Annotated in this window: 18 protein-coding genes and 1 tRNA gene; 11 read left to right on the top strand and 8 right to left on the bottom strand. The window is 57.5% G+C overall.

From position 1 onward, the window contains the following. Positions 1-9 precede the first annotated feature (9 nt). Complete coding sequence (locus HMPREF2792_RS13300) at positions 10-213, bottom strand: hypothetical protein (RefSeq protein WP_232748500.1); 204 nt, start codon at positions 211-213, stop codon at positions 10-12. A gap of 94 nt (positions 214-307) precedes the next feature. On the opposite strand from HMPREF2792_RS13300, the gene HMPREF2792_RS07775 reads away from it, so the two are divergent. Then, the gene (locus tag HMPREF2792_RS07775) at positions 308-1,090 is read left to right on the top strand and encodes a CE1 family esterase (protein ID WP_232748499.1); all 783 of its coding nucleotides are present in this window, start codon (positions 308-310) and stop codon (positions 1,088-1,090) included. An 18-nt stretch (positions 1,091-1,108) separates the two neighbouring features. Here the strand turns inward: HMPREF2792_RS07775 and HMPREF2792_RS07770 are convergent, their stop codons facing one another. Continuing rightward, on the bottom strand, positions 1,109-2,407 hold the full coding sequence (locus HMPREF2792_RS07770) for a site-specific DNA-methyltransferase (RefSeq protein ID WP_083306408.1): 1,299 nt from the start codon (positions 2,405-2,407) through the stop codon (positions 1,109-1,111). Positions 2,408-2,879: 472 nt separating this feature from the next. Between HMPREF2792_RS07770 and HMPREF2792_RS07765 the strand changes: the two genes are divergently transcribed. The 4 genes from HMPREF2792_RS07765 to HMPREF2792_RS07750 all read left to right on the top strand — a co-directional run bounded on the left by HMPREF2792_RS07765 (position 2,880) and on the right by HMPREF2792_RS07750 (position 8,204). After that, positions 2,880-3,059: an antitoxin gene (locus tag HMPREF2792_RS07765; protein WP_070524820.1), complete on the top strand. Its 180-nt coding sequence runs from the start codon at positions 2,880-2,882 to the stop codon at positions 3,057-3,059. A gap of 278 nt (positions 3,060-3,337) precedes the next feature. Beyond that, entirely contained in the window at positions 3,338-4,747 is a 1,410-nt protein-coding gene (locus HMPREF2792_RS07760; RefSeq protein ID WP_070532514.1) for a TetR/AcrR family transcriptional regulator, read from the top strand. A gap of 374 nt (positions 4,748-5,121) precedes the next feature. After that, positions 5,122-6,702, top strand: a complete 1,581-nt coding sequence (locus HMPREF2792_RS07755; protein ID WP_070532511.1) for a hypothetical protein — start codon at positions 5,122-5,124, stop codon at positions 6,700-6,702. Positions 6,703-7,103: 401 nt separating this feature from the next. After that, positions 7,104-8,204 carry a hypothetical protein gene (locus HMPREF2792_RS07750; protein ID WP_158011587.1) on the top strand — a complete coding sequence of 367 codons (1,101 nt, stop codon included), beginning with the start codon at positions 7,104-7,106 and terminating at the stop codon, positions 8,202-8,204. Between the two features lie 78 nt (positions 8,205-8,282). On the opposite strand, the gene HMPREF2792_RS07745 is transcribed toward HMPREF2792_RS07750, so the two are convergent. The 3 genes from HMPREF2792_RS07745 to HMPREF2792_RS07735 all read right to left on the bottom strand — a co-directional run bounded on the left by HMPREF2792_RS07745 (position 8,283) and on the right by HMPREF2792_RS07735 (position 10,028). Continuing rightward, positions 8,283-8,356: transfer RNA gene (locus tag HMPREF2792_RS07745), tRNA-Pro, on the bottom strand. A gap of 88 nt (positions 8,357-8,444) precedes the next feature. Further along, on the bottom strand, positions 8,445-8,843 hold the full coding sequence (locus HMPREF2792_RS07740; RefSeq protein ID WP_070532508.1) for a YchJ family protein: 399 nt from the start codon (positions 8,841-8,843) through the stop codon (positions 8,445-8,447). A gap of 6 nt (positions 8,844-8,849) precedes the next feature. Then, positions 8,850-10,028, bottom strand: coding sequence for a bifunctional alpha/beta hydrolase/OsmC family protein (locus tag HMPREF2792_RS07735; RefSeq protein ID WP_198530312.1), 1,179 nt, complete (start codon positions 10,026-10,028; stop codon positions 8,850-8,852). A 96-nt stretch (positions 10,029-10,124) separates the two neighbouring features. Here HMPREF2792_RS07735 and secA2 point away from each other — a divergent pair, with 96 nt between their 5' ends. The 5 genes from secA2 to HMPREF2792_RS07710 all read left to right on the top strand — a co-directional run bounded on the left by secA2 (position 10,125) and on the right by HMPREF2792_RS07710 (position 15,353). Beyond that, the gene (gene secA2 / locus HMPREF2792_RS07730; protein ID WP_070532581.1) at positions 10,125-12,416 is read left to right on the top strand and encodes an accessory Sec system translocase SecA2; all 2,292 of its coding nucleotides are present in this window, start codon (positions 10,125-10,127) and stop codon (positions 12,414-12,416) included. Between the two features lie 87 nt (positions 12,417-12,503). Continuing rightward, the gene (gene odhI, locus HMPREF2792_RS07725) at positions 12,504-12,935 is read left to right on the top strand and encodes an oxoglutarate dehydrogenase inhibitor Odhl (protein WP_010186533.1); all 432 of its coding nucleotides are present in this window, start codon (positions 12,504-12,506) and stop codon (positions 12,933-12,935) included. Between the two features lie 106 nt (positions 12,936-13,041). Further along, a complete protein-coding gene (locus HMPREF2792_RS07720; protein WP_070524832.1) occupies positions 13,042-13,797 on the top strand; it encodes a transcriptional regulator FtsR in 756 nt (251 codons plus the stop codon). A gap of 101 nt (positions 13,798-13,898) precedes the next feature. Beyond that, on the top strand, positions 13,899-14,492 hold the full coding sequence (locus HMPREF2792_RS07715; RefSeq protein ID WP_070524859.1) for a bifunctional nuclease family protein: 594 nt from the start codon (positions 13,899-13,901) through the stop codon (positions 14,490-14,492). 300 nt (positions 14,493-14,792) lie between these two features. Beyond that, positions 14,793-15,353, top strand: coding sequence for a MerR family transcriptional regulator (locus HMPREF2792_RS07710; protein WP_154762730.1), 561 nt, complete (start codon positions 14,793-14,795; stop codon positions 15,351-15,353). A 108-nt stretch (positions 15,354-15,461) separates the two neighbouring features. Here HMPREF2792_RS07710 and HMPREF2792_RS07705 read toward each other — a convergent pair whose 3' ends face one another. From HMPREF2792_RS07705 to HMPREF2792_RS07695, 3 genes are read right to left on the bottom strand one after another with little or no spacing between them, the layout of a single operon-like run. After that, positions 15,462-16,304 carry a vWA domain-containing protein gene (locus HMPREF2792_RS07705; protein WP_070532500.1) on the bottom strand — a complete coding sequence of 281 codons (843 nt, stop codon included), beginning with the start codon at positions 16,302-16,304 and terminating at the stop codon, positions 15,462-15,464. A gap of 56 nt (positions 16,305-16,360) precedes the next feature. Continuing rightward, positions 16,361-17,215, bottom strand: a complete 855-nt coding sequence (locus HMPREF2792_RS07700) for a 3-methyladenine DNA glycosylase (RefSeq protein ID WP_070532497.1) — start codon at positions 17,213-17,215, stop codon at positions 16,361-16,363. Next, positions 17,212-18,501 (bottom strand): DEAD/DEAH box helicase, encoded by a 1,290-nt coding sequence (locus HMPREF2792_RS07695; RefSeq protein WP_070532578.1) that lies wholly within the window; start codon positions 18,499-18,501, stop codon positions 17,212-17,214. The genes HMPREF2792_RS07700 and HMPREF2792_RS07695 overlap by 4 nt, the downstream gene beginning before the upstream one ends. 115 nt (positions 18,502-18,616) lie before the next feature. On the opposite strand from HMPREF2792_RS07695, the gene HMPREF2792_RS07690 reads away from it, so the two are divergent. Next, positions 18,617-19,411 carry a hypothetical protein gene (locus HMPREF2792_RS07690; RefSeq protein WP_232748497.1) on the top strand — a complete coding sequence of 265 codons (795 nt, stop codon included), beginning with the start codon at positions 18,617-18,619 and terminating at the stop codon, positions 19,409-19,411. Positions 19,412-19,591 lie beyond the last annotated feature (180 nt).

The raw sequence follows: 19,591 nt of genomic DNA, 5'->3' as shown, positions 1-19,591 counted from the left end.
CTCCTAAATCTACCGCGGTGCTGCAGGTTCGTGGATGTCGGTGGGATGTTTTAAGGTGGACGAGGATATTTTCCCGAGGGCGAGCGTGGCGAGGCAAATGATGAGTGAAGATTCCGCAGCATGGCTGCGGTGTTCGCGCACGCTGGCTGGGATCATGTCAACCGCAGCTTGCGTCATGGCGCTGGTCTCGTGCAGCTCGCCTGAAGAAGACACGACGACTTCTCCATCAACAGCAGAGTGGAGAAGTGACCTCGGTTTCCCCGTCGCCCCTATGCTCGTTGGCCCCGACCCCGGGCACACGAAAAAAATGAAGTTGGCCTCTGGACGAAGTTTTCTCCTCCACGTGCCCGAAAACTACACTGCAGATCGATCCTGGCCGGTCCTGTTGTCCTTCCACGGTTATACAGATTCTCCGGAAAACATGGAGCAATACAGCCAGTTTGATGCGGCTGACGCCATAGTCGCCTACCCTGCAGGGGAAAATGCGGCGTGGGCTCCGGCGCCTTATGCTGCTACCAGCGCGGAAGAAGACCTAGAATTCGTGCGAGCAATCGTGGACAGCCTGCGCGCGACTTATGAGGTAGACGATAACGCTATTTTCGCTGCGGGCCTGTCCAATGGAGGAGGATTCGCGGCATTCTTAGCCTGCCGTATGCCGGGGACGTTTCGCTCGGTAGCTACTGTATCGGCGGCTTATTACGAAGGCATCCATACGGATTGCTCAGAAAAACCTGTTGGCCGTTTGGATATTCACGGTACAAAAGACCCCGTTGTCAACTATGAAGGCGGCGTGCGGCACGAGACTGCTTATGCTTCGGTCGCAGAAGTGCTTGGGCAGCATCAGCGTCGTAACAAGTGTCGTGGCGACGTCGAGTCTGTACGTCTCACAAACGGTGCTACCAGAGAGACATGGATTGCCTGCCAAGCACCGCTGCAGCACATTCGCATCGAAGGCGGATCCCACGTGTGGCCTGGTGGAAACAACGCTACGAAAACTGAGGTGGGTAAAGGTTTCGCTACCGACGCGGTACTAGACTTCTTCGGTATCCCCGGCCGGCCTGCAGACACCGAGGAACACGGAGTGGCCTAGGACTGATTCCTTCGTGGACTACTCGCTGAGCGTGTAGTGATTAAAGGGGATGCCGAGGGAGCGAACCCGCGCTAAGCAGATATCTGCCACCGTTTTATACCCAGCTTGGTGCGCGGCACTGGTGGTTTCCGTGGGGGCCGGAATCTGTACGAGGTGAAAGGAGCGTTGGCCGCCATCCTCGCGATTGAGCTCGACGACGGCCTGCGCGGTGGTGCCAGAGCCAGCAAAAAAGTCGAGGACTACCGCGTTGGGGCCGCCGGCGATTGCGATGAGGTGCTTGATAAGCCGCACTGGTTTGGGAAAATCGAATACGCCTTTAACACCGAGTGCCTCTTCAGCGTCACGACGGCCTGTACGGGTTACGCCGAATCGTTCCCCGTCCAGTATGGAGCGTGGGCGCGCACCCTTCTTTTCATAGTTTTTGGTGTAGACAAAGCCGCGTCTGAAAACCAGGTCGTCATAGTGCTTATCAACTTTGTCCCGCCCCCAACGCCAGCGCGCCACCTTCGACTTCCCGTCGGGTTGATGAGGCCAGTATTTATCACCTTTCGGACCGATGATGGGAAAGTCGAGACTTGGCAGATAACCCAAGGTCTTGGAATCTAGGCGAACGAGGGAATAGTTACCCTTCTCATCGCGATGGTTGTAGCGGGTCGATGTCTGTGCCCCTAGATCAACATTGAATCCGGAGTTTTCCGGAGATTTGGCGTAGCAAAGGACATATTCGTGCTCTTGGACGGCATATTTTGAATCATTCTTTCCAGTACCGCCTTTTTTCCAAATGAGCTGGCTTGCAAAGCAATCCTCACCGAATACCTCGTTGAGGAGTAGGCGTACATGGGCACACTCTGATTCGCCGATCGAAACCACGATGAATCCTGTGTCTGCGAGTACTTCACGCGCAAGGATCAGTCGTGGAAGCATCATAGAAAGCCATTCGGCATGCCATTGACCAAAGTGCTCTGAGCGCATTTCTCGCCGTTGGCGGAAGTTGTCGCGATAAACAAAATCTTTGCCGGTGTTATACGGCGGGTCGATATAGATGACGTCGGCCTTCATACCGCGGGCAACAAAGCTCTTGAGCGCGGATAGATTATCGGCGACGGTGACTGAATTGGTGGTGGAATCCGAGCCGCTTATCAACGTGTATCTCCCCGCAGCTTGAGAGGCAGCAAGCGCAGCGGCAGCATTCTTTCCGGGCCACACTAAGCCAAAGGCTGAGTCATCGTTTGTGGGTATTTCTAACCCACGAGAGGGCGTCGAAGAATCAGGTTGTGTAGCGGGTCGGGGAGTTGGCTCAGAATGAGGAGAAGGCATTGTGGGCAGGCTTGTACTTTGGCGATTGATCTACGGACGAGGGCATGTGCGTTAATTATTGCGCAAAGAACTGAGCGCGGAGCGCAGCCAAAGAAGTGTGTCCTAGAGTGCACAGCAATGCCAACGAAAGCGCGCCTGCTTTTAGCAAGTTGTTGAACGAAAAGGGGTAGGTGGAGGGGGTAAACGGATGCGCCGACCCTAAGAATTCTTAGAGTGCTGCTTTGTGTGGGAACGGTACGTCTCATAACTAGGGTGATTAATAACTCGTGTGGCGAAGACTCTGGACCGTCGGTACGGTGGAGTCTCGTGATGGCTCGCAACGTGAATGCAGCGGTCGATAGTGCACTTGTTCGTAGTGTGCGGAGCCGATCGATGGGGTTCACGCCTACTGATCGGTTGTAGCCGCAGGCGTATCGACACGTTGGTAGCTAGCACGCTTAGAAAGAGTAGAAGTAACGAAAGGATTGTAGGAATGGGTATTTTTGACAAGGCAAAGGACGCGCTGAACTCCGATAAGGGCGAGCAGGTTTCGGACAGCGCACTGGACAAGGGCGCTGATCTTGCTAAGGGTAAGCTCGGCGAAGATAAGGCCGACAAGATTGACTCTGCTCGCGACCAGCTCGATGATCGTATCGGTAACGAGGGCGCTTAAGTCCTAAAGATTGAGTGCGGAAGCAGTGTGCCTGGGAACCTGACGTTGCAGGAATAAGAGCCCACTGCCTCTGAAATGCCACGCTAGGCGCGCTCTATAAGTCCTGTCCACGATGTGGGCAGGACTGTATAAGTTTTGTAGCAATGTATATGTTGGCTTCGGCTGGGACATAATATGGGCGAGTTGATAGAGAAAAGGAATCTGAGAGAAACCTTTAAATCCTCCTATGTTGTGTTTATGAATGTAAAATCGGTCATTTCCTAGGTAGGCTGAACACTGTGAATACTTCAGTAGGTGTGGAACAAAGTAGCCAGCCCTTTAAGCAGCTTCTGATTGAGCAAGCTGGCCGGGTCATTGCTAAGGTGGGCATCGATGAAGTGCGCCTTCGGGAGGTTGCTGACCAGGTTGATGTGCCTCTTGCGGAAGCTCAGGCACTTTTTGCTTCCGAAGCGGAACTCGTCGAGGCAACTAAGCACTCTCTCAATGATGCGCTGACGTCAACTATTGATTTGCACCTACAAGAATTGCCCGAGAATGCGACCGCGGTAGATAAGCTTCGTGCGACCGCGCTGTCCTACTTTTCTTTTGCGGTCGAGGACCCATCCTCTTTTGCGGCTTTTACTGCTGTCTACGCTTCTCCCCGCACGGGATTGACGGCTGAGGACTTTGCTAGCCGTGATGGAGAGGCTGACACCTGCCCCATTATGCGTATTCTTTTTGACCTGACTAAAGACGCTATTAAAGAATCCGGCGGCACGGAGCTCGATGCCTATGGGACGCTGCTCTCTGCTCTGTCGATATTCTCCCACCTACACGGCGTTACACAGCTTGCAGCCGAAGGGATTCTGCGCTACCTCTCGCCAGCGGCGAAAAAGCAAACCTTTAGTGCTGTTATGGATACGCTGAGCGTTGGTCTTTATCCCTTTTTTAGGGGCGAGCGTATCAAGCGCGCCGAACCTTGCGGCCTGGCAGGGGAGCAGCCTGAAACACTCCTAATCAGTGCAGAAAACTTTCCGCGGGGGACTGAAGAAGAGCAGCGGAGAGCTCTGCTCCGAGGTGCCGTTGAGGAGGCTCTAGACCACGGCGTGACTGGCTTGCATATCGGTGGCGCCGCAAAACGAGCAGGACTTAGCGTCCAAGAGGCTGAACACCTTATTGAAAGCGACCAAGAGCTGGCGAGTTTCTTGGAGCGCTATTTGGACAAAATCAACTATGAGTTCATTTACCGTCAGGTAGCCGCGTTGCCGCAGGACGCTAGCGCAGTGTCGAAGATTAAAGCTACGGGCTATGGATATGTCTCGCATGCTTTGCATGACCCGCAAGGATTTGAGGCGCTCATTAAGATCGCATCCGGCCCGATCGTGCCCATGTCGTTTGAGGATGACTTCCTGCCAAACGCGAATAAAGCGGTCGAGCTTCAACGTGATTTCAGCGAGTTCGGCCGAGCCTTTGGGTTCATTATGTCTCTCGTGCGCGAGGCTATCGATGAGGTGGACGGGCCGCGCACTCCATGGGTTCTTTTTACATTAGTGATTTCAGTGTGGGCTGGCGCCCACGGTCTTGCCATGCTGAGCACCAACGGGCCATTGCGTGGGTATAATTCCGATTTTATTTTTGAAATTCTGACTCAGTATATGGATATCGAACTCGGCGGCATCATGCGAAGCCTCAATGGCATGGCAGGCTAGTTCAGTGAAATGAGCGTGCGGGATGCTCAACTGAGAGTGATTCGCATCATATTCCTCCCCACTTTCTTAGAGTGAAAGTGGGGATTCTTTTGTCAATATCTGAGGGTGGCTGCACCTTGTCGGGGTGGTGTGGACGTGGGCTTTGGCTGGGCGCATTCATTGCGTGAAGGGGGTAGAAATCGGTCTGGAGCGACTAATGTTTACGGCGTGAACTGCAAAGATGTCGATGGCCGGTGTCTCTGAATGGGGGTAGCAAGTAGTTGCTCAAGTGTAGAAAATATACTCTGCAGGTTGTATGGTGGCCACGTCCGAACCTTAATCGCAAGCCTTATAAGGCTAAGCGGGTTTTCACTTCAGTTTAAGAAAGACTAACTATGCGCCCTACTCGCTCTCGCATTGTCGCCACTGTAGCGGCAGTGGCTACCTTTTCCTCCGTTATCGTTGCTCCTCAGGCAATTGCGGTAGAGGAACCGGCAGAATCTTCCTTCGTTCATGAGGAGAATGGCACTGGCACTCTTGATGTCAACGGCACTGCCTTCGACGAAGACGGCAACCTGGTTGATGAAGACAACGCTGGTGATAACGCGATTGAAGAGCTTGACCGCGACTCTCGCAACAACGACATCAGCTTTTATGACGCGGAAAACAGCAAACCGACGACGCTTGATGAGCTGAAGAGCACTGAAGCATCGACGGCTGACGCTTCGATCAAGGTCGTCGAGAAGGACGGCAAGCTGGTCTGTGAGATTTCTGATGCTCCTGGTAAGGAAGGCGAGATTCTTGAGCGCAAGCTCGACCTAGCTCGTGCATTCTATGATGGCGGCAACAAGCTGCTGCAGACCGTATGGGAAGTTATTCCTGTTGTCGGCGATCTCGTCCCGTCGGACTTCATCAAGAAGATTGGCGCAAGCTCGTGGGAGCGGATCGCTGAAATGGTCCGTGAAGGCGAGAAAGACAAGGATGTCACGTGGGACCTCGCACGTGCGCAGGGCATGGCTATCGCAAAGATCGAGAACTCCGATGCTGATGTCGATTTGAAGAACCCGGATGCGGCGAAGAAGACCGTCTCTGGGCTCATCAAGTTTGCTGATGGTGCTTTCGGTACTGGAGTCGCTACCGTATTGAAGGTTTTTAATGCCGCCGTTACGATTGCTGGCCTTTTCCCGGGCGCTAGTGCCGCTAAGGACTTGAAGCTGAGCGATACTCAGCGCAAGGAAATTGAGTCCACCCTGTCTGGTATCTCGACCGCGGCTTCTGCGTTGGCCGAGGTTAACGCACCGGCTGGACAGAAGTGTGCGGACATGCTCAATGGCAAGCAGGTCAGCGACGAAGCGCCGGATTCCACCTCGACAACCGAGTCCTCTGAGCCTTCCGAGTCCGCCGAGCCTTCTGATTCCGAGAAGCCCTCCGAGTCCACTGAGCCTTCCGAGTCGAGTGAACCCTCCGCATCAGATGAGGCTTCTGAGTCCGCAGAGTCGACTGCGCCTGAATCTACTGAGTCCGAGGCGGCCGAACCTGAGGATCCGACGGAGGAATCCGAGCCTGCTTCCACTACCTCGGCCCCTGTAGATTCCGATGATGAGGATAATAACGGTGAAGACGGGGAGCCTGGCCGTAATGGCAAGGACGGTGCCGACGGCAAGGATGGCCGCGATGGACGCGACGGTGAGGACGGCCGCGATGGGCGTGACGGCAAGGACGGCGCCGACGGCAAGGATGGCCGTGACGGCCGCGATGGGCGTGACGGCAAGGATGGCATCAACGGCCGCGATGGCGTCGACGGCAAAGATGGTAAAGATGGCGAAGACGCTGATATGTCCTCCGCTGTTGGTTACTCATTCCTTGGAGCGATTCTCGGTGGCGGTCTAATCGTTTCCATCTTCGGCGCTATTGATTACCTCTACCTGCTGGGCTACCTGCCCAAGGAAGGCATTCCGTGGCGCGCTAACCGCTAAGACCAACTCGTAGTTCCAGCCTGAGCAGAGAAATCTCAGGCAGAGCACTACAGAACAGCCCCATTGCATCCGCAGTGGGGCTGTTTGCATGAGCGATTGAAGGGTAGGCAAGCGCAGCATTGGGGCAAAGCTCGCTGTTTATAGCAGCGTGAGTGCGCGTTTCAGAGCTGCCCGTGATGGCGTCTACCCTCCCGTCGGGATGGCACAACGAACACAGCGGTGTTGACCAGATGGTTTATCGCAATAAGAGCACCATTCCTGTGGCGGTTCTAGGCGATGAGTAGGTCGTAAACACCGGACTATAGAGTGGGAAGCGTGACTGTAATAGTCCTTTAAGCACTAATTTCTCTTTCATGCGCCACGTCGTTCGCGGTACCGCCGACCCATTGGAGGTGAAGTAGGTGGGCAAATCAGCTCAGCCCGCAACTATGAAGAGCTCGCGGAGGTTGCCGTGCCGGTGGTGGGAAATCGGCGTAATCCTGCTCGTCGTCGTGATCATCGCCGGCAGCGTACACGTGGCGCGTAATACCGCAGGGATATCCGTGGGAGAGTTGGACCCGATTGATCGGCGCGCCTTAGAGGAGTACTCGGAATACGCCGCTGCCGTAGAGGATGCTCCAGATTCGGCGGCCTGGCTCAATGCGGCTGCGACCGAGCACCCCACGCTGCTAATCAGCAGGAAGACCCACTATTCCTACCTGATCAACCCCTCCCAAGAAGTCTCTTCGCCCTTCGCTGCCCCTGTAGACATGGGCGATAACCCCGCCGGCCTCGAAGTCTATCGGTTGGACCGGATCTACCCGAGGCTGTGGCCGATTAAGATTGCCGGCGGCAACTTCAACACGGTGGGCGAGACCACGACGGTCCATGGGAGCGATGTCTACTACCTCAAATTCGGCGAGGATAATTTTGACAAGCAATTCTCCTCAGAACACTTCATTACCTTCTTCGCGCATGAATCCTTCCACTTCTACGGTCAAGCTCGGTGGGCTTTGGACTCGCGTGTCTTTGGCGAGCTCTCCCCGCATGGGGTGGAGCTGCTCGACGAGAGAATGCGGCTGCTCGATGCAGTCCGCGACGCGGGTGCAGACCAAGCTCGGCTGAGGGAACTGGCCACAGAATTGCTCGCTCTGGAAAAGGAACGCCTAGCTGCAGATCCTGACTACGTCAGCCAAGAACGCTGGATGGAAACCGTGGAAGGCACGGCTACCTACCTCGGGATAATGGCCTCACGTGCGGTGGGGTATGACTTTGGCCCGATGTACTTCGACAACACTAAGGAAGCGCGTTTCACGGACGTTGTTCCGTTCCTAGAGTCCGGGCAGATCGACAAAGACTTTCTGCGTAATCGATTGCCATATGAGGCCGGTGCTCAGTTGTGCTTGCTGCTTGCCGCATTAGCACCAGGCGGGGAATGGCAGGCCTTTCTCAATGAACAATCGCCGGATTCTCGCCGCACGCTTATCGACGCCCTGGGCTACGTCCTTAGCCAAGAGAAGTAGATCCGCTAAACAGCGCCGCCTATGAATTGGGCGAAAAAGAAAGGCTGGTCAGAAAAGCTCTGACCAGCCTGGATGCTGTCGGACTAACAGGATTTGAACCTGCGACCCCTACACCCCCAGTGTAGTGCGCTACCAAACTGCGCCATAGTCCGCCGCCGCACCATTTGGTGCAACTGCTACAGATTACACCAGCGGTATTCGCTTCGACAAATCCCAGGTCACCCTTCGTTTTAGCGGCAGCTAAAACTCGCCGGTGGAATATACCCACTGCCCGTCTTGCCGGCGGAAAGAGGAGCGTTCCCGTTGAGAACCCTTTGCGGCGCCCTTATAGAAGGCCTCGAACTCAACGACGCCGGTATCGTCCAAGGGGCCGCCGGCGACGGTGTCGATAATATCGAGGCGGTAAAAGCGGATGCCGTTATCTGCGAGGTTAAGGCGCTCAGGGCGGGTCTCTGGGTCCCAGGTACGGAGCAAATAGTCCTCGTCGCCGGTTACGAAAGCACTGAACCGCGAGCGCATCAGCGCCTCGGCCGAGGGCGCGGGCGTGCCGGCGTGGTAGCGCGAGCAGCACTCGCCAAACGTCAAGCCGGATCCGCAGGGGCAGCGGGCAGCCGGATCAAGAGGGTTGAGAACAATCATGTGAATCTATCGTGCCGCGGTTGTCACGGTGGTGGTCACCTCGACGGTGAGGAGGGAGTCGATGGTGGTGGATGCGGAGGCGTCGCCAAGCGCGCGTTGTTGGTCCGCGCTAAGGGAGGCAGGAAGTGTCACCGTACGTGTAAATCGGGATTCGGACTCTTGGGTAATGTTGACGGACACAGCTTCGAGAGCCTTCGCGTCGATCTTCTGTGCCTTGCCCGCTGCCTTGATGGCCTGGGTGCTTGCCACAGCCAGTGCGGACATGAGGAGGCCTTCAGCGGTAAAACCTTGGCCCTTGCCGCCGCTTTTCTTCGTGCGGTCAGCGGTCACAGAACGGTCGTTGTGGCGTACTACGACGCCCATCCTCGTGCCCACCGCAGGGATTGCCACCGCGGAGTCATCTGCGACCGGCGCGGGAAGATTCTCCGGAACGATGAACTGCTCCGCCCACGCGCCAATCAGGTCCGCAGCGCGTGCGGCGGCGCCTTGCTTGGTGACGAGGTGATCAGCCTTATCCAAGGCGACCAAGGACTTGGGGTAGCGCGTGGTGCGGAAAATGTTCTGCGCATTGTCGATGCCAACGGTCTGATCAATGGGGGAGTGCAGCACCATCAGGGGCTTGCGTAGGCGCGGAAGGTACTCCTCCGGGTTGGTCTCAGCAAGGTCTTCGAGGAAAAGGCGCGAAATGGTTAGCGCGCGGCCGCCCAAGGTGACCTCTACCTCGCCATTGGCGTCGACCTCGCCAATCTTGTCGGCGTAGTGCAGTACAGAGTGCGCGGGATCGAAAGGAGCGCCGATGGTGGCGACGGCCTTAAGGGAACGAATGCCGTTGGCCGCCGCGAGGGCAGCGGCGCCGCCCAGCGAGTGCCCCATGAGGAGCTGCGGTGCGGAGTAGTTCTGGGCCAGCCACTCGGCGGCGGCCTGGATGTCTGCAACGTTTTGGCTGAAACAGGTATCAGCGAAATTTCCCTCGGACTGTCCCAAGCCTGGGAAGTCGAAGCGTAGGGTGGCGATGCCAAAGTTTGTCAGCTGCTTGCTCACGCGGGCGGCGCCGGGGGTATGGCGCGAGCCGGCAAAGCAGTGCGCAAAGATGGCGAAGGCTTGCGGAGGGGAGTCTGGGAAATCGATGGTTCCGGCCATCGTGGTACCGGTGCTGGAGGGGAGCGACACGTTCACGGATTGCATGCCCACAAGGATATAAGGGCAACTGCACGCCTGCGAACCGGGGTTGACTAAAGTCGATAGAAGACCTGTATGACGCACAAGGATGGAGGAGTGCTCATGGGCGCATTCGATTGGTTCTGGAAGGCAATGGGCGCGCAGTCCGAGCGCAACAATAAAAAGTCGAAAGCTGTCGTCACGGCTGCGGATTCCGCGGTGGAAGAAATTGCCAACTTATCGGATGCAGACGTTGCCACCACCGCACGGGAATGCGTGAAGGATGGCGCGATTGCGGATAAGTCGCGTTTCCTCGCCGCTCTGGCTGTGGCCAGCGAACGCAAGCTCGGTATGCGCCCATTTAATGTCCAGTCCCAAGCCGTTCTCCGCTTGCTTGAGGGTGACGTCATCCAGATGGCCACCGGCGAGGGAAAGACCCTGGTGGGCGCAATGGCCGCGACTGGTTTTGCGCTGACCGGAAAACGCGTCCACCTGGTGACGGTCAATAACTATCTAGCGGCGCGCGATGCCGAGTGGATGCGCCCGCTCGTGGAGTTCTTCGGCCTCACGGTGGCCTCGGTCACCGAGAAGCTAGGCCCAGAGGAGCGTCGCACGGCCTACCTGAGCGATATCATCTATGCTCCCGTCAACGAGCTGGGATTCGACGTTCTGCGGGATAACCAGATCACCTCCCGCGAGCAGACGGTACAGGCGCGCGCAGATGTTGCGTTGGTGGATGAGGCGGACTCCGTGCTTGTCGACGAAGCCCTCGTTCCCCTCGTCCTCGCCGGAAACCGCCCGGGTGAGGAGTCCACAGGCCACATCACCAACGTGGTTTCGCGCCTGCGTGAGGAGCAGGACTATGTCATCGCGGAGGATGGGCGCACGGTGGCGCTGACCGACGATGGAGCGGCGCGAGTCGAGCGCGAGTTGGGCATTGATTCGCTCTACTCCGAGGAGAATATCGGCTCCGTACTAGTCAAAGTGAACTTGGCGCTGCACGCGAAGGCGCTGCTCATTCGTGACATTCACTACATCATCACGGACGGAAAGCTGCAGCTTATCGACGCCTCCCGCGGCCGCGTAGCCGAACTGCAGCGCTGGCCCGACGGCCTGCAGGCCGCTGTGGAGGCCAAGGAAGGCTTGGAGGTATCGGAAGGAGGGCGCATCCTCGACACCATTACGCTCCAGGAACTCATGCGCCGCTACCCGTTGGTGTGCGGGATGACCGGTACCGCTGTGGAGGCGACCGATCAGCTGCGCCAGTTCTATACCCTCCACGTCTCGGTCATCGATAGAAACAAGGAACTGCAGCGCTTCGATGAGGCGGATCGCATCTATGCCTCGGTGGATGAGAAGTCCCGGGCCATCGTGAACGAGATCGTCGCGATCAACAGCACCGGCCAACCAGTTTTGGTGGGCACCCACGACGTCGCCGAATCCGAAGATCTTGCCGCTGCGTTACGCGAACGGGGGATCGAGGTTAACGTCCTTAATGCGAAGAATGACGAGGACGAGGCGCGCATTGTGGCGGAGGCTGGCGACGTCGGCCGTGTCACCGTTTCCACCCAGATGGCGGGCCGCGGCACGGATATCAAGCTGGGTGGCGCTGATGAGTCAGACCGCGATGCCGTCGTCGAGAGGGGTGGCCTGGCGGTGCTCGGCACCTCGCGGCACCGTTCCTCACGTTTGGATAACCAGTTGCGCGGGCGCGCTGGCCGCCAGGGAGATCCTGGCAAGTCCGTCTTCTTCGTTTCTTTAGAAGATGACGTGGTTAAACAGGGTGGGGAAGATGAATCCTTGTCCGCCCGCCCCGATGCCGACGGGCTCATCGAATCCAAAAGGGTTCGTGATTTCATTGCACACTGTCAGCGCGTGACCGAAGGGCAGCTTCTAGAGATTCACGCGCAGACCTGGAAGTACAACCACCTGCTCGCAGATCAGCGCATCATCATTGATGAGCGGCGAGCCAGGCTGCTCGATACCGACCAAGCCTGGCAGGAGCTGGCTGAGCGGGCACCGGAGCGTGCCGCTGAGCTTCGTGACGTCTCCGCTGAAGCGCGCGAGCGGGCGGCCCGTGAGATTATGCTCTTCCACCTCGACCAGGCATGGGCCGACCACCTGGAGTTGATGGATGATGTGCGGGAATCTATTCACCTACGTGCCATCGCCCGCGAGACGCCAATCGACGAATACCACCGCATCGCGGTGCGCGAGTTTAAAGACCTCGCGCAGCGCGCGGTTAATGACGCCGTTGATACTTTTAAAACCGTGCTTATCGATTCAGATGGAGCCCATCTAGAGGATCACGGCCTGTCCCGCCCGAGCGCAACGTGGACTTATATGGTCTCCGATAACCCACTATCAGGGGGCGGAAACTCCGTGCTCAAGGGCATAGGAAACATTTTCCGTTGATGTAAATTGCGGAGAGGCGACTCGCGCGGGCGGCGGAGTCGCTAATATGGAATGAGTCAACATTGATCCGACCCTTCGGAGGTAAAAATGAGCGAGAATACCGGAACGCCGGAACCGCAGGCAGAAACTACTTCTGTCTTCCGCGCAGATCTTCTCAAGGAGATGGAAAACGGCACCGCGGCGGGTTCTGACGCCTCCGTTGCTGGCGCTGAGAACTTGGCTGAGGGCCAGGCACTGCTCGTCGTCAAGCGCGGTCCCAATGCAGGCGCTCGCTTCCTGCTTGATCAGCCGACCACCACCGCCGGCCGCCATCCAGAGGCTGATATCTTCCTCGATGACGTCACCGTGTCTCGTCGCCACGCGGAGTTCCGCGCGAAGGACGGTCAGTTTGAGGTAGTCGATGTCGGATCGCTCAACGGAACCTACGTGAACCGCGAGCCGCGCAATGCTCAGGTACTCGAAGTGGGCGATGAAATCCAGATTGGTAAATTCCGCTTGGTATTCATTGCCCCGAAATAAGGCAGTGCCTGTCCTAAAGAACTAGGGGAGAAGGCCGGGGGAAGCTTCCACCTGAGCTCCCCTTTTGTCATAGTGAAATCGTGAAGAAAGCAGTAGTAGTCCTATCGTGAGCGCACAGAAGTCCACCGCCGCTGCCGCAGCAGCGTCTTCCGTGGTCAAGAAGACCAAGCCTGCTAAGCAGAAGCCCATGTCTATTGGCGTAACGCTGAAGCACGTGCAGAAGCAATTTCCGGATGTGACGGTGTCGAAGATTCGCTTCTTGGAATCTGAGGGGCTGATTACTCCAGAGCGCACCGCGAAGGGCTACCGCCGCTACTACCAGAAGGACCTTGATCGTCTTCGCTATATTCTGACCGCGCAGCGCGATCACTATACGCCGCTCAAGGTTATTCGGGAACAGCTAGACGCGATGGATTCGGGGCAAGTTACCGCCATCGTGTCCTCCCAGGCCGAGGCCCTCATCAGCGCCGAGCAGCTGCGCGCGCCGGTGGTCACTCGGCTTACCGACGCCGATGTGGCCGACCAAGCAGGCACTACGCAGGAAAACATCGCCAAGCTGGTTTCTGTGGGACTGATTAAGCCGGATCCGGCGGGCTTCTTTGATACGGATGACGTGTCCATCGTGGCCGCGGCCGTGGCGCTGGAATCCTTCGGGTTTGAGGCGCGACAGTTGAAGTCGCTGCGCAATGCTGCCCGCCGCCAGGCGGACATGATTTCGCAGGTGGCAACGCCGGTGGCGCATTCGAAGTCTGATACTGCCCCGCAACAGGCCGAGGAGCTTTCTCAGCAGATGGCGGCCCTTGTTCTGTCGCTTCACGGGACGTTGGTCAAGACCGAGCTTCGTGACGAATTCCGCCCTTAAACCATACGGGCTTTTATTTCCGTAAGTTTGGCGCCGACTTTTCTACGCCACTTAACCGGCCCGACAACCATGTGCAAGGAATGTGTGTAAAAGTGGATTCCATGAACACTGAAGTATTGAAATTTCTAGGTATCCACCCCGTTGGCCCCGAAAATAACCTATGTGCTCTTTTCTATTGGGCGGAGGCGGACCGGCACGTGCCGGTCTGGGTCTCACCCATCGACGGCGCGCGTGTCCTCCAAGTACTTGAGCGGCACTTTAATGCGCGCCCAAGCACGTATGAACTGCTCATCGCCTTTGCGGATCAGCTAGATGGCATCGAGCATATTTGCGTGTCCGAGTACCGTAAGGGCGTTTTCATGGTTGATCTCCTGGATGGTACCGGCGAAGAGCACGATGCCCGCTTGTGCGACGCTCTTGTCCTCGCAGATCACTATGGGTTGCCCATTCATTTTGAGAAGGATGTGCTCGACGAGGTAGCCATTTACATTAGCGATGAGGACCTTAAAGAATATTACGGCCTAGAACGCGAGGCAGAATCCCTGGAGACGTTCCCGGAGAAGCGCATGCGCGAGTTTAAGGAGCGCCATTCCCAGCAAAGCGCGCTGGAGGACGATGACTTCGAGCAGATGATGCGTGATTCCGGAATCTCCGAGGAAGATTTGCTCGGCGGCAAAGATGGTGAAGAGGAGTAAAAGGGGAGTTTAAGCTCCCTTCCACATAATTCAGCCCTAAGCCCTGATCCCAGCTAGACATTAGAAGCGGCGCCCTCTGTGGCGTCGCTTTAGTCGTGCTACCACTGAATTTTTTAATGACACGCGTGTGACTAATGATGACAAAGTGACTCAAAAAGTCTAAAGTTCTACTAGAGGTTCACGGAGGACGACTCTTGACGCGGTCGCTGACGTGCCCTTTAATAGAAAAATAGAACTCCCCTCAAGTATCACTGGAGTAATTACGTGAGCAGTAAGAATAACCGTCCCGAGTCCAGCGCACTGCCGCTCGAAGATTTCGCAGCCAACGACTACGTTCAGGAATCCCTTTTTGATGTCGGGCCCGACGAGGAGCTGGGCTACCGCGTGCCCATCGCTTGTCAGGTAGCCGGCATTACCTACCGCCAGTTGGACTACTGGGCGCGCACGGACCTGGTGAAGCCCTCGATTCGCACTGCTCGCGGCTCTGGTTCCCAGCGCCTGTACTCCTTTAAGGACGTGCTGGTTCTCAAGATTGTCAAGCGCCTTTTGGACACCGGCATTTCTTTGCAGAATATTCGCCTCGCGGTGGAATCCCTGAGGGATCGCGGAGTTAATGATCTTGCTGAGCTCACCCTCGTCTCCGACGGCACCACGGTTTATGAGTGCCGCTCGAACGACGAAGTCATCGACCTTCTTGCCGGTGGACAGGGCGTGTTTGGCATCGCTGTCCCAGGCATCCTGAAGGAGCTTTCCGGAACCATCACTTCCTTCCCGGCCGAGCGCGTTGTGGAGGACGAAGAAGTCGACGTTGTATTTGGCCTCGACGAACTGGCTGCTCGGCGCAAGCGCAAAACCTCCTAAGGAAGCCATCCGCCGCCGCTCCTCTTAGTCACTGCAGCTCACGTCAGTGCTCTAGAGGAAGCGGCGGCTTTTTTGATGTGCGGCGTCGATGCGCCTGAAGTGTCCCGGTTATCGTGCCCCGGCGGCGTTGGCGATGGCCTTCTTGCCCTCTTGGGCATTTGAAGGGTCCGAGATGGTCTTGTAGGAGTCAGCGAGCTTTTCGAGCTCGGCGTCCTTTTCACCTTCACCGATATGCACCACGCTCAAGCTAACGCCCTGACCGCGCGCAGCTTTGACTGCCTCTGTAAAGCTTGCGTCATCCATATCTTGTTGGGTCCCGGTAGTAACGAGCACGACGCGGGCGTCTTTGCCCGTTTCTGCCTCTTGGTCCGTGGCGTTATCCAGTGCCGCAACCACGGCGCTGCGAGTTTGAGGAACGCCACCAGTGCCGAATTGCTGTACTGCGAAGGCCACGTTCTCGGCGTCGCCATAGGCTACATTCTGACGGAAGCCCACGGTGGCCGTGGCTGAAATGGGTGAGGAATAGTTCCAGAGAGCCACCTGGCTTCCCTCCGCGCCGACTGCCGACGCCGCCTCCGCCACGCCCTCGGTTACCTCATTGAAGTACGGCGCAAGGTTGTCGGAGGTATCAAGAAGGAACAACGTATTCGGCGCCACCCCTTGATCTTCCTTGTTTTCAGTGCTGGGCGCGGCTGATACCGATTTGGACGGCTGTTCTGACTTCGAGGGCGTGGTCGATGCAGACGTAGCGCTAGTGCTTTCACTCGTTGGTTTCTGTACGGCCGATGACTCAGTGGTTTTATCCGCCGCTACTGGCTCGCTCGAATCGGATTCCCCTCCGCGAAAGAGGAAGAATGCGCCGATAACCAACGCCAAAACCGCGAGGACGGCCACGATGATGACCCACGGTGCGATTGCATAGTTATTCTTTCCATCCGAGTGCCGGGCCATCGTTTTCCTTCCGCGCTGGGGTCTCGGGGCAGTAGAGGGCGCCCCGATGGGTCACATCAATGGTCTCTCATTGTAGCGCTCAGCGCTGCTCTAATTTGGGAGACAAGCCGCGCGCGGAGCGGCTCGGAGGCGTCGGCAAGCGCGCGTTGGCGCCGCACATACTCAGACTTTCCCTCTGGCGTTTCGATGGGGACAACCCCAAAGCCCCACTCGCGGCAGTCATATGGCGAGGCTTCCATGTCGAGCGTGCGCGCGGCCACCGCCAACCGGAAGGTATCGAGGAACAAGTCACCTGGCACCAACGGGCCCAATTTCCACGCCCATTTATATAAATCCATAGTCGCATGGACGCAGCCAGCCTGGTCGTTGTCCGGTTGGTCCTCACGGGTCAGCACCGTGAGGTTAAGCGGGCGGGCGGGCTCAGTAAAGAAACGGAAGGCATCGTAGTGCGTGCACTTGATGCGGTGCTTGTCGACGACTGCGTTCGTCCCTTCCGCTCCCAACCGCAGCGGCAGGTCATGGCGAGGGGAATCGGTGTGGTACACCATGGCCCATTCATGCAGGCCAAAACAATCAAATTGGGTGGGATTGTGCGCCGTCTTTTCCAGAAGTTCCAGGATGTAGCGCACGGTTCCGCCGCGGCGTTCGAGGAAGGCCTCGGTGTCCATCGTGATGCCCTCGGCAGTGCGGCGGTAGTAGCGCCATTCGCTGTGCGGAGCGTTCCCTTCCAGGGTGACCCCTACGCCTGGGTGCCAACGGCGCAGATGAGAGGGGCGGACGGGGTAGTACTCGAAAAGGAAGTCGTAGACAGGGTGATACGAGCCTGGGTGGCGATAGCGAGCGAGGAACTCATTTGCTTCCTCCTCGTGCTGTCGCATCCGGGCTTGCCAATCCTTGGGCGCGAGAATCATCGTTGTCCAGCACTGCCTCGACGGCGGCGGTTGTTACGGCCGCGGCGGCGGTGCCCCGGTGCTTCCTGCTTAGGCTGCTGTTGGTTCGGTGGCCCGAGCGGCTCGCCCTTCGGCTTGCGCGCACCGGTCATCTGGGCAAGTTCGGGGCTGCTGGCGGGGTTGGCGCGGTCACTGATGTCGAGGTCGGTGTGGTCCACTCCGGCCTTTGCAATGAGCTTGGCCACCTCGTCGCGCTGCTCGTCGGTAACGAGTGTGACGACGGTTCCTGACTCACCGCCGCGGGCGGTGCGGCCGGAACGGTGTAGGTAAGCCTTGTGCTCGGCGGGTGGATCTACGTGGACGACGAGGGAGACATCCGCAATGTCGATACCGCGCGCGGCGATGTCCGTGGCGACGAGCACGGGTACGCTCCCGTCGGCGAATCCCTCAATCGCCTTGGTACGTGAACCTTGGCCCTTATCGCCGTGAAGCGGCAGTGCGTTAATACCGACTCTGCGCAGCTTCTTCGCCTGCCTGTCGACTCCGTGCTTGGTCCGCATGAACATGATGGTCTTGCCCTTGCGCGCACCGAGCCGCAGGACGACGTCGTTGCGTGCCTCGCGCGTGCCGATGAAAATGAGGTGGTGCTCCATCGTGTCCACGGCGGCCTCGACGGGGGCTGTGGAGTGGGTTACGGGGTCGTGCATGAACTGCTTAACCAACTTGTTGACCTCACCGTCGAGGGTGGCGGAGAAGAGTAAGCGTTGGCCGTCTGGTGGGGTGAGATTGAGCAGTTTGCGTACCTGGGGAAGGAAGCCCATGTCCGCCATCTGGTCGGCCTCGTCGAGCGCAGTGATGGTGATCTGGTCGAAGAAAAGCTTGCCTTGGTCGATGAGATCCAGTGCGCGGCCCGGCGTAGCAACAAGTAGATCAACCGGGCGGGCCAATGAGCGAATGTGGTTGTTGATGTTGACACCACCGACAACTGCCAACACACGCAGTCCCAGCGCGGCTGCGGGTTCATCCAGGCGTTGTTGGATCTGCGTTGCCAGCTCACGCGTTGGTGCTAACACGAGACCGCGGGGGTGCGCCGGTCGGGAGACCCCGGATTCGGCAAGTCGAGTGAGCATGGGAAGGCCGAACGTGAAGGTTTTTCCCGAGCCCGTGGGGCCGCGGCCTAGGACGTCCTTGCCGGAGAGGGCGTCGGGAATCGCGGCTTCTTGGATAGGGAAGGGGGTCGTGATGCCCTGTTTGTCGAGGACGCGGACAACATCGCGGGGGAGGCCGAGGTCGGCGAAAGTATTCATCGGGAGGAAGTCTAGTTCGGTTCGCTGCCAGATAGAAAAGCCAGTGCGGGGAATGGGCCTCGCATCCTGCACTGTTGGCAGTAATGTGATGTAGGTCTCTGCTAAATTGATCGGCATGACGAACCCTTTCAGTAGCCCGCAGCAGCAGCCCCGTGGATTTGGCCAGAACCCGCAGCACAACCAAGCACCGCCTGGCTTTATCAATCAAAATCAAGGTGCTCACGCCGGCGGACCGGCGATGCCACAGGCGCCCGAAAAGAAGCCAAGCTCGAAGAAAGCATTGTGGATCGTTCTGGCGGTTGTTCTTGTATTCGCCATCATCGCAGTCGTCGCTATTATTGCTGCAGTTTCTTTCTTCAAAGATGTTGCTGCCGATTTTGATGATGCGCCACAAGACGCAAGTGCTTCCGACAATGCCTATTGGAACAGCACATATGACTCCGATGAGGTTGACAGGATCCGCGCCTCCGAGGTTTCTGCCCCGGTGCCCGCTCCGCTCATTGACCTTTCGGACGAGTGCTATGAGGACACGTCATTCTTCGGGCAGGCGGACTATCTGGGCCTAGATGTTCAGTGGGTTCCGACGATTTCTTGCATCTATGGTCCGGACAGAGAATTCGTGGCTCAGTACACAGAGAACAAGGATGCTATACGCGATACTGAAAGCGTTGGGCTGGCCGGCACCGTCGAGGATTTCACCTCGGCCCGCGGCTCCCAGATTGGTGCTTTTAGTGAGGAAGATGAGTATGTGATAGCTGAAGTGCTTGAGGATGGCAATGCGGTTATCGAGTACGTCATGGACGGCTATGATGCCAACGGGGACGAAGCGGACTTGAATGATTTGGCCAACTATCTCGTGGGTGCGGGAATCCTTGACTCGGCTCTGGGTGGTTCGTCGGTGAATGCCTAGCTATCTTCGGCGCCGCACGCGCTTGACGACGCTTCACCCACCCCAAGTGGCCCGTCAACCCTCATCCGGTTGGTGGGTCTCGTTCTTTAAGGGCTTAAATGCACGTTGTTCCTGCCGGTATTTGAAGTGTTATCAAGGATCACCGATCTGCCCGTCAACCATCTTTGGGTTGGCGGGATC

The organism is Corynebacterium sp. HMSC068H04 (genome assembly GCF_001811255.1).
Classification (GTDB): domain Bacteria; phylum Actinomycetota; class Actinomycetes; order Mycobacteriales; family Mycobacteriaceae; genus Corynebacterium; species Corynebacterium hesseae.
Note: the sequence above shows the minus strand (reverse complement) of the source record. Positions and strands in the feature narration are given on the sequence as shown.

What these genes read in the sequence shown, in the direction of transcription:
- HMPREF2792_RS07775 (WP_232748499.1), top strand. Translation starts at nt 308, where the DNA reads ATGAAGTTGGCCTCTGGACGAAGTTTTCTCCTCCACGTGCCCGAAAAC.
- HMPREF2792_RS07770 (WP_083306408.1), bottom strand. Translation starts at nt 2,407, where the DNA reads ATGCCTTCTCCTCATTCTGAGCCAACTCCCCGACCCGCTACACAACCT.
- HMPREF2792_RS07740 (WP_070532508.1), bottom strand. Translation starts at nt 8,843, where the DNA reads ATGATTGTTCTCAACCCTCTTGATCCGGCTGCCCGCTGCCCCTGCGGA.
- HMPREF2792_RS07765 (WP_070524820.1), top strand. Translation starts at nt 2,880, where the DNA reads ATGGGTATTTTTGACAAGGCAAAGGACGCGCTGAACTCCGATAAGGGC.
- HMPREF2792_RS07695 (WP_070532578.1), bottom strand. Translation starts at nt 18,501, where the DNA reads ATGAATACTTTCGCCGACCTCGGCCTCCCCCGCGATGTTGTCCGCGTC.
- HMPREF2792_RS07705 (WP_070532500.1), bottom strand. Translation starts at nt 16,304, where the DNA reads ATGGCCCGGCACTCGGATGGAAAGAATAACTATGCAATCGCACCGTGG.
- odhI (WP_010186533.1), top strand. Translation starts at nt 12,504, where the DNA reads ATGAGCGAGAATACCGGAACGCCGGAACCGCAGGCAGAAACTACTTCT.
- HMPREF2792_RS07690 (WP_232748497.1), top strand. Translation starts at nt 18,617, where the DNA reads ATGACGAACCCTTTCAGTAGCCCGCAGCAGCAGCCCCGTGGATTTGGC.
- secA2 (WP_070532581.1), top strand. Translation starts at nt 10,125, where the DNA reads ATGGGCGCATTCGATTGGTTCTGGAAGGCAATGGGCGCGCAGTCCGAG.
- HMPREF2792_RS07700 (WP_070532497.1), bottom strand. Translation starts at nt 17,215, where the DNA reads ATGATTCTCGCGCCCAAGGATTGGCAAGCCCGGATGCGACAGCACGAG.
- HMPREF2792_RS07735 (WP_198530312.1), bottom strand. Translation starts at nt 10,028, where the DNA reads ATGCAATCCGTGAACGTGTCGCTCCCCTCCAGCACCGGTACCACGATG.
- HMPREF2792_RS07715 (WP_070524859.1), top strand. Translation starts at nt 13,899, where the DNA reads ATGAACACTGAAGTATTGAAATTTCTAGGTATCCACCCCGTTGGCCCC.
- HMPREF2792_RS07755 (WP_070532511.1), top strand. Translation starts at nt 5,122, where the DNA reads ATGCGCCCTACTCGCTCTCGCATTGTCGCCACTGTAGCGGCAGTGGCT.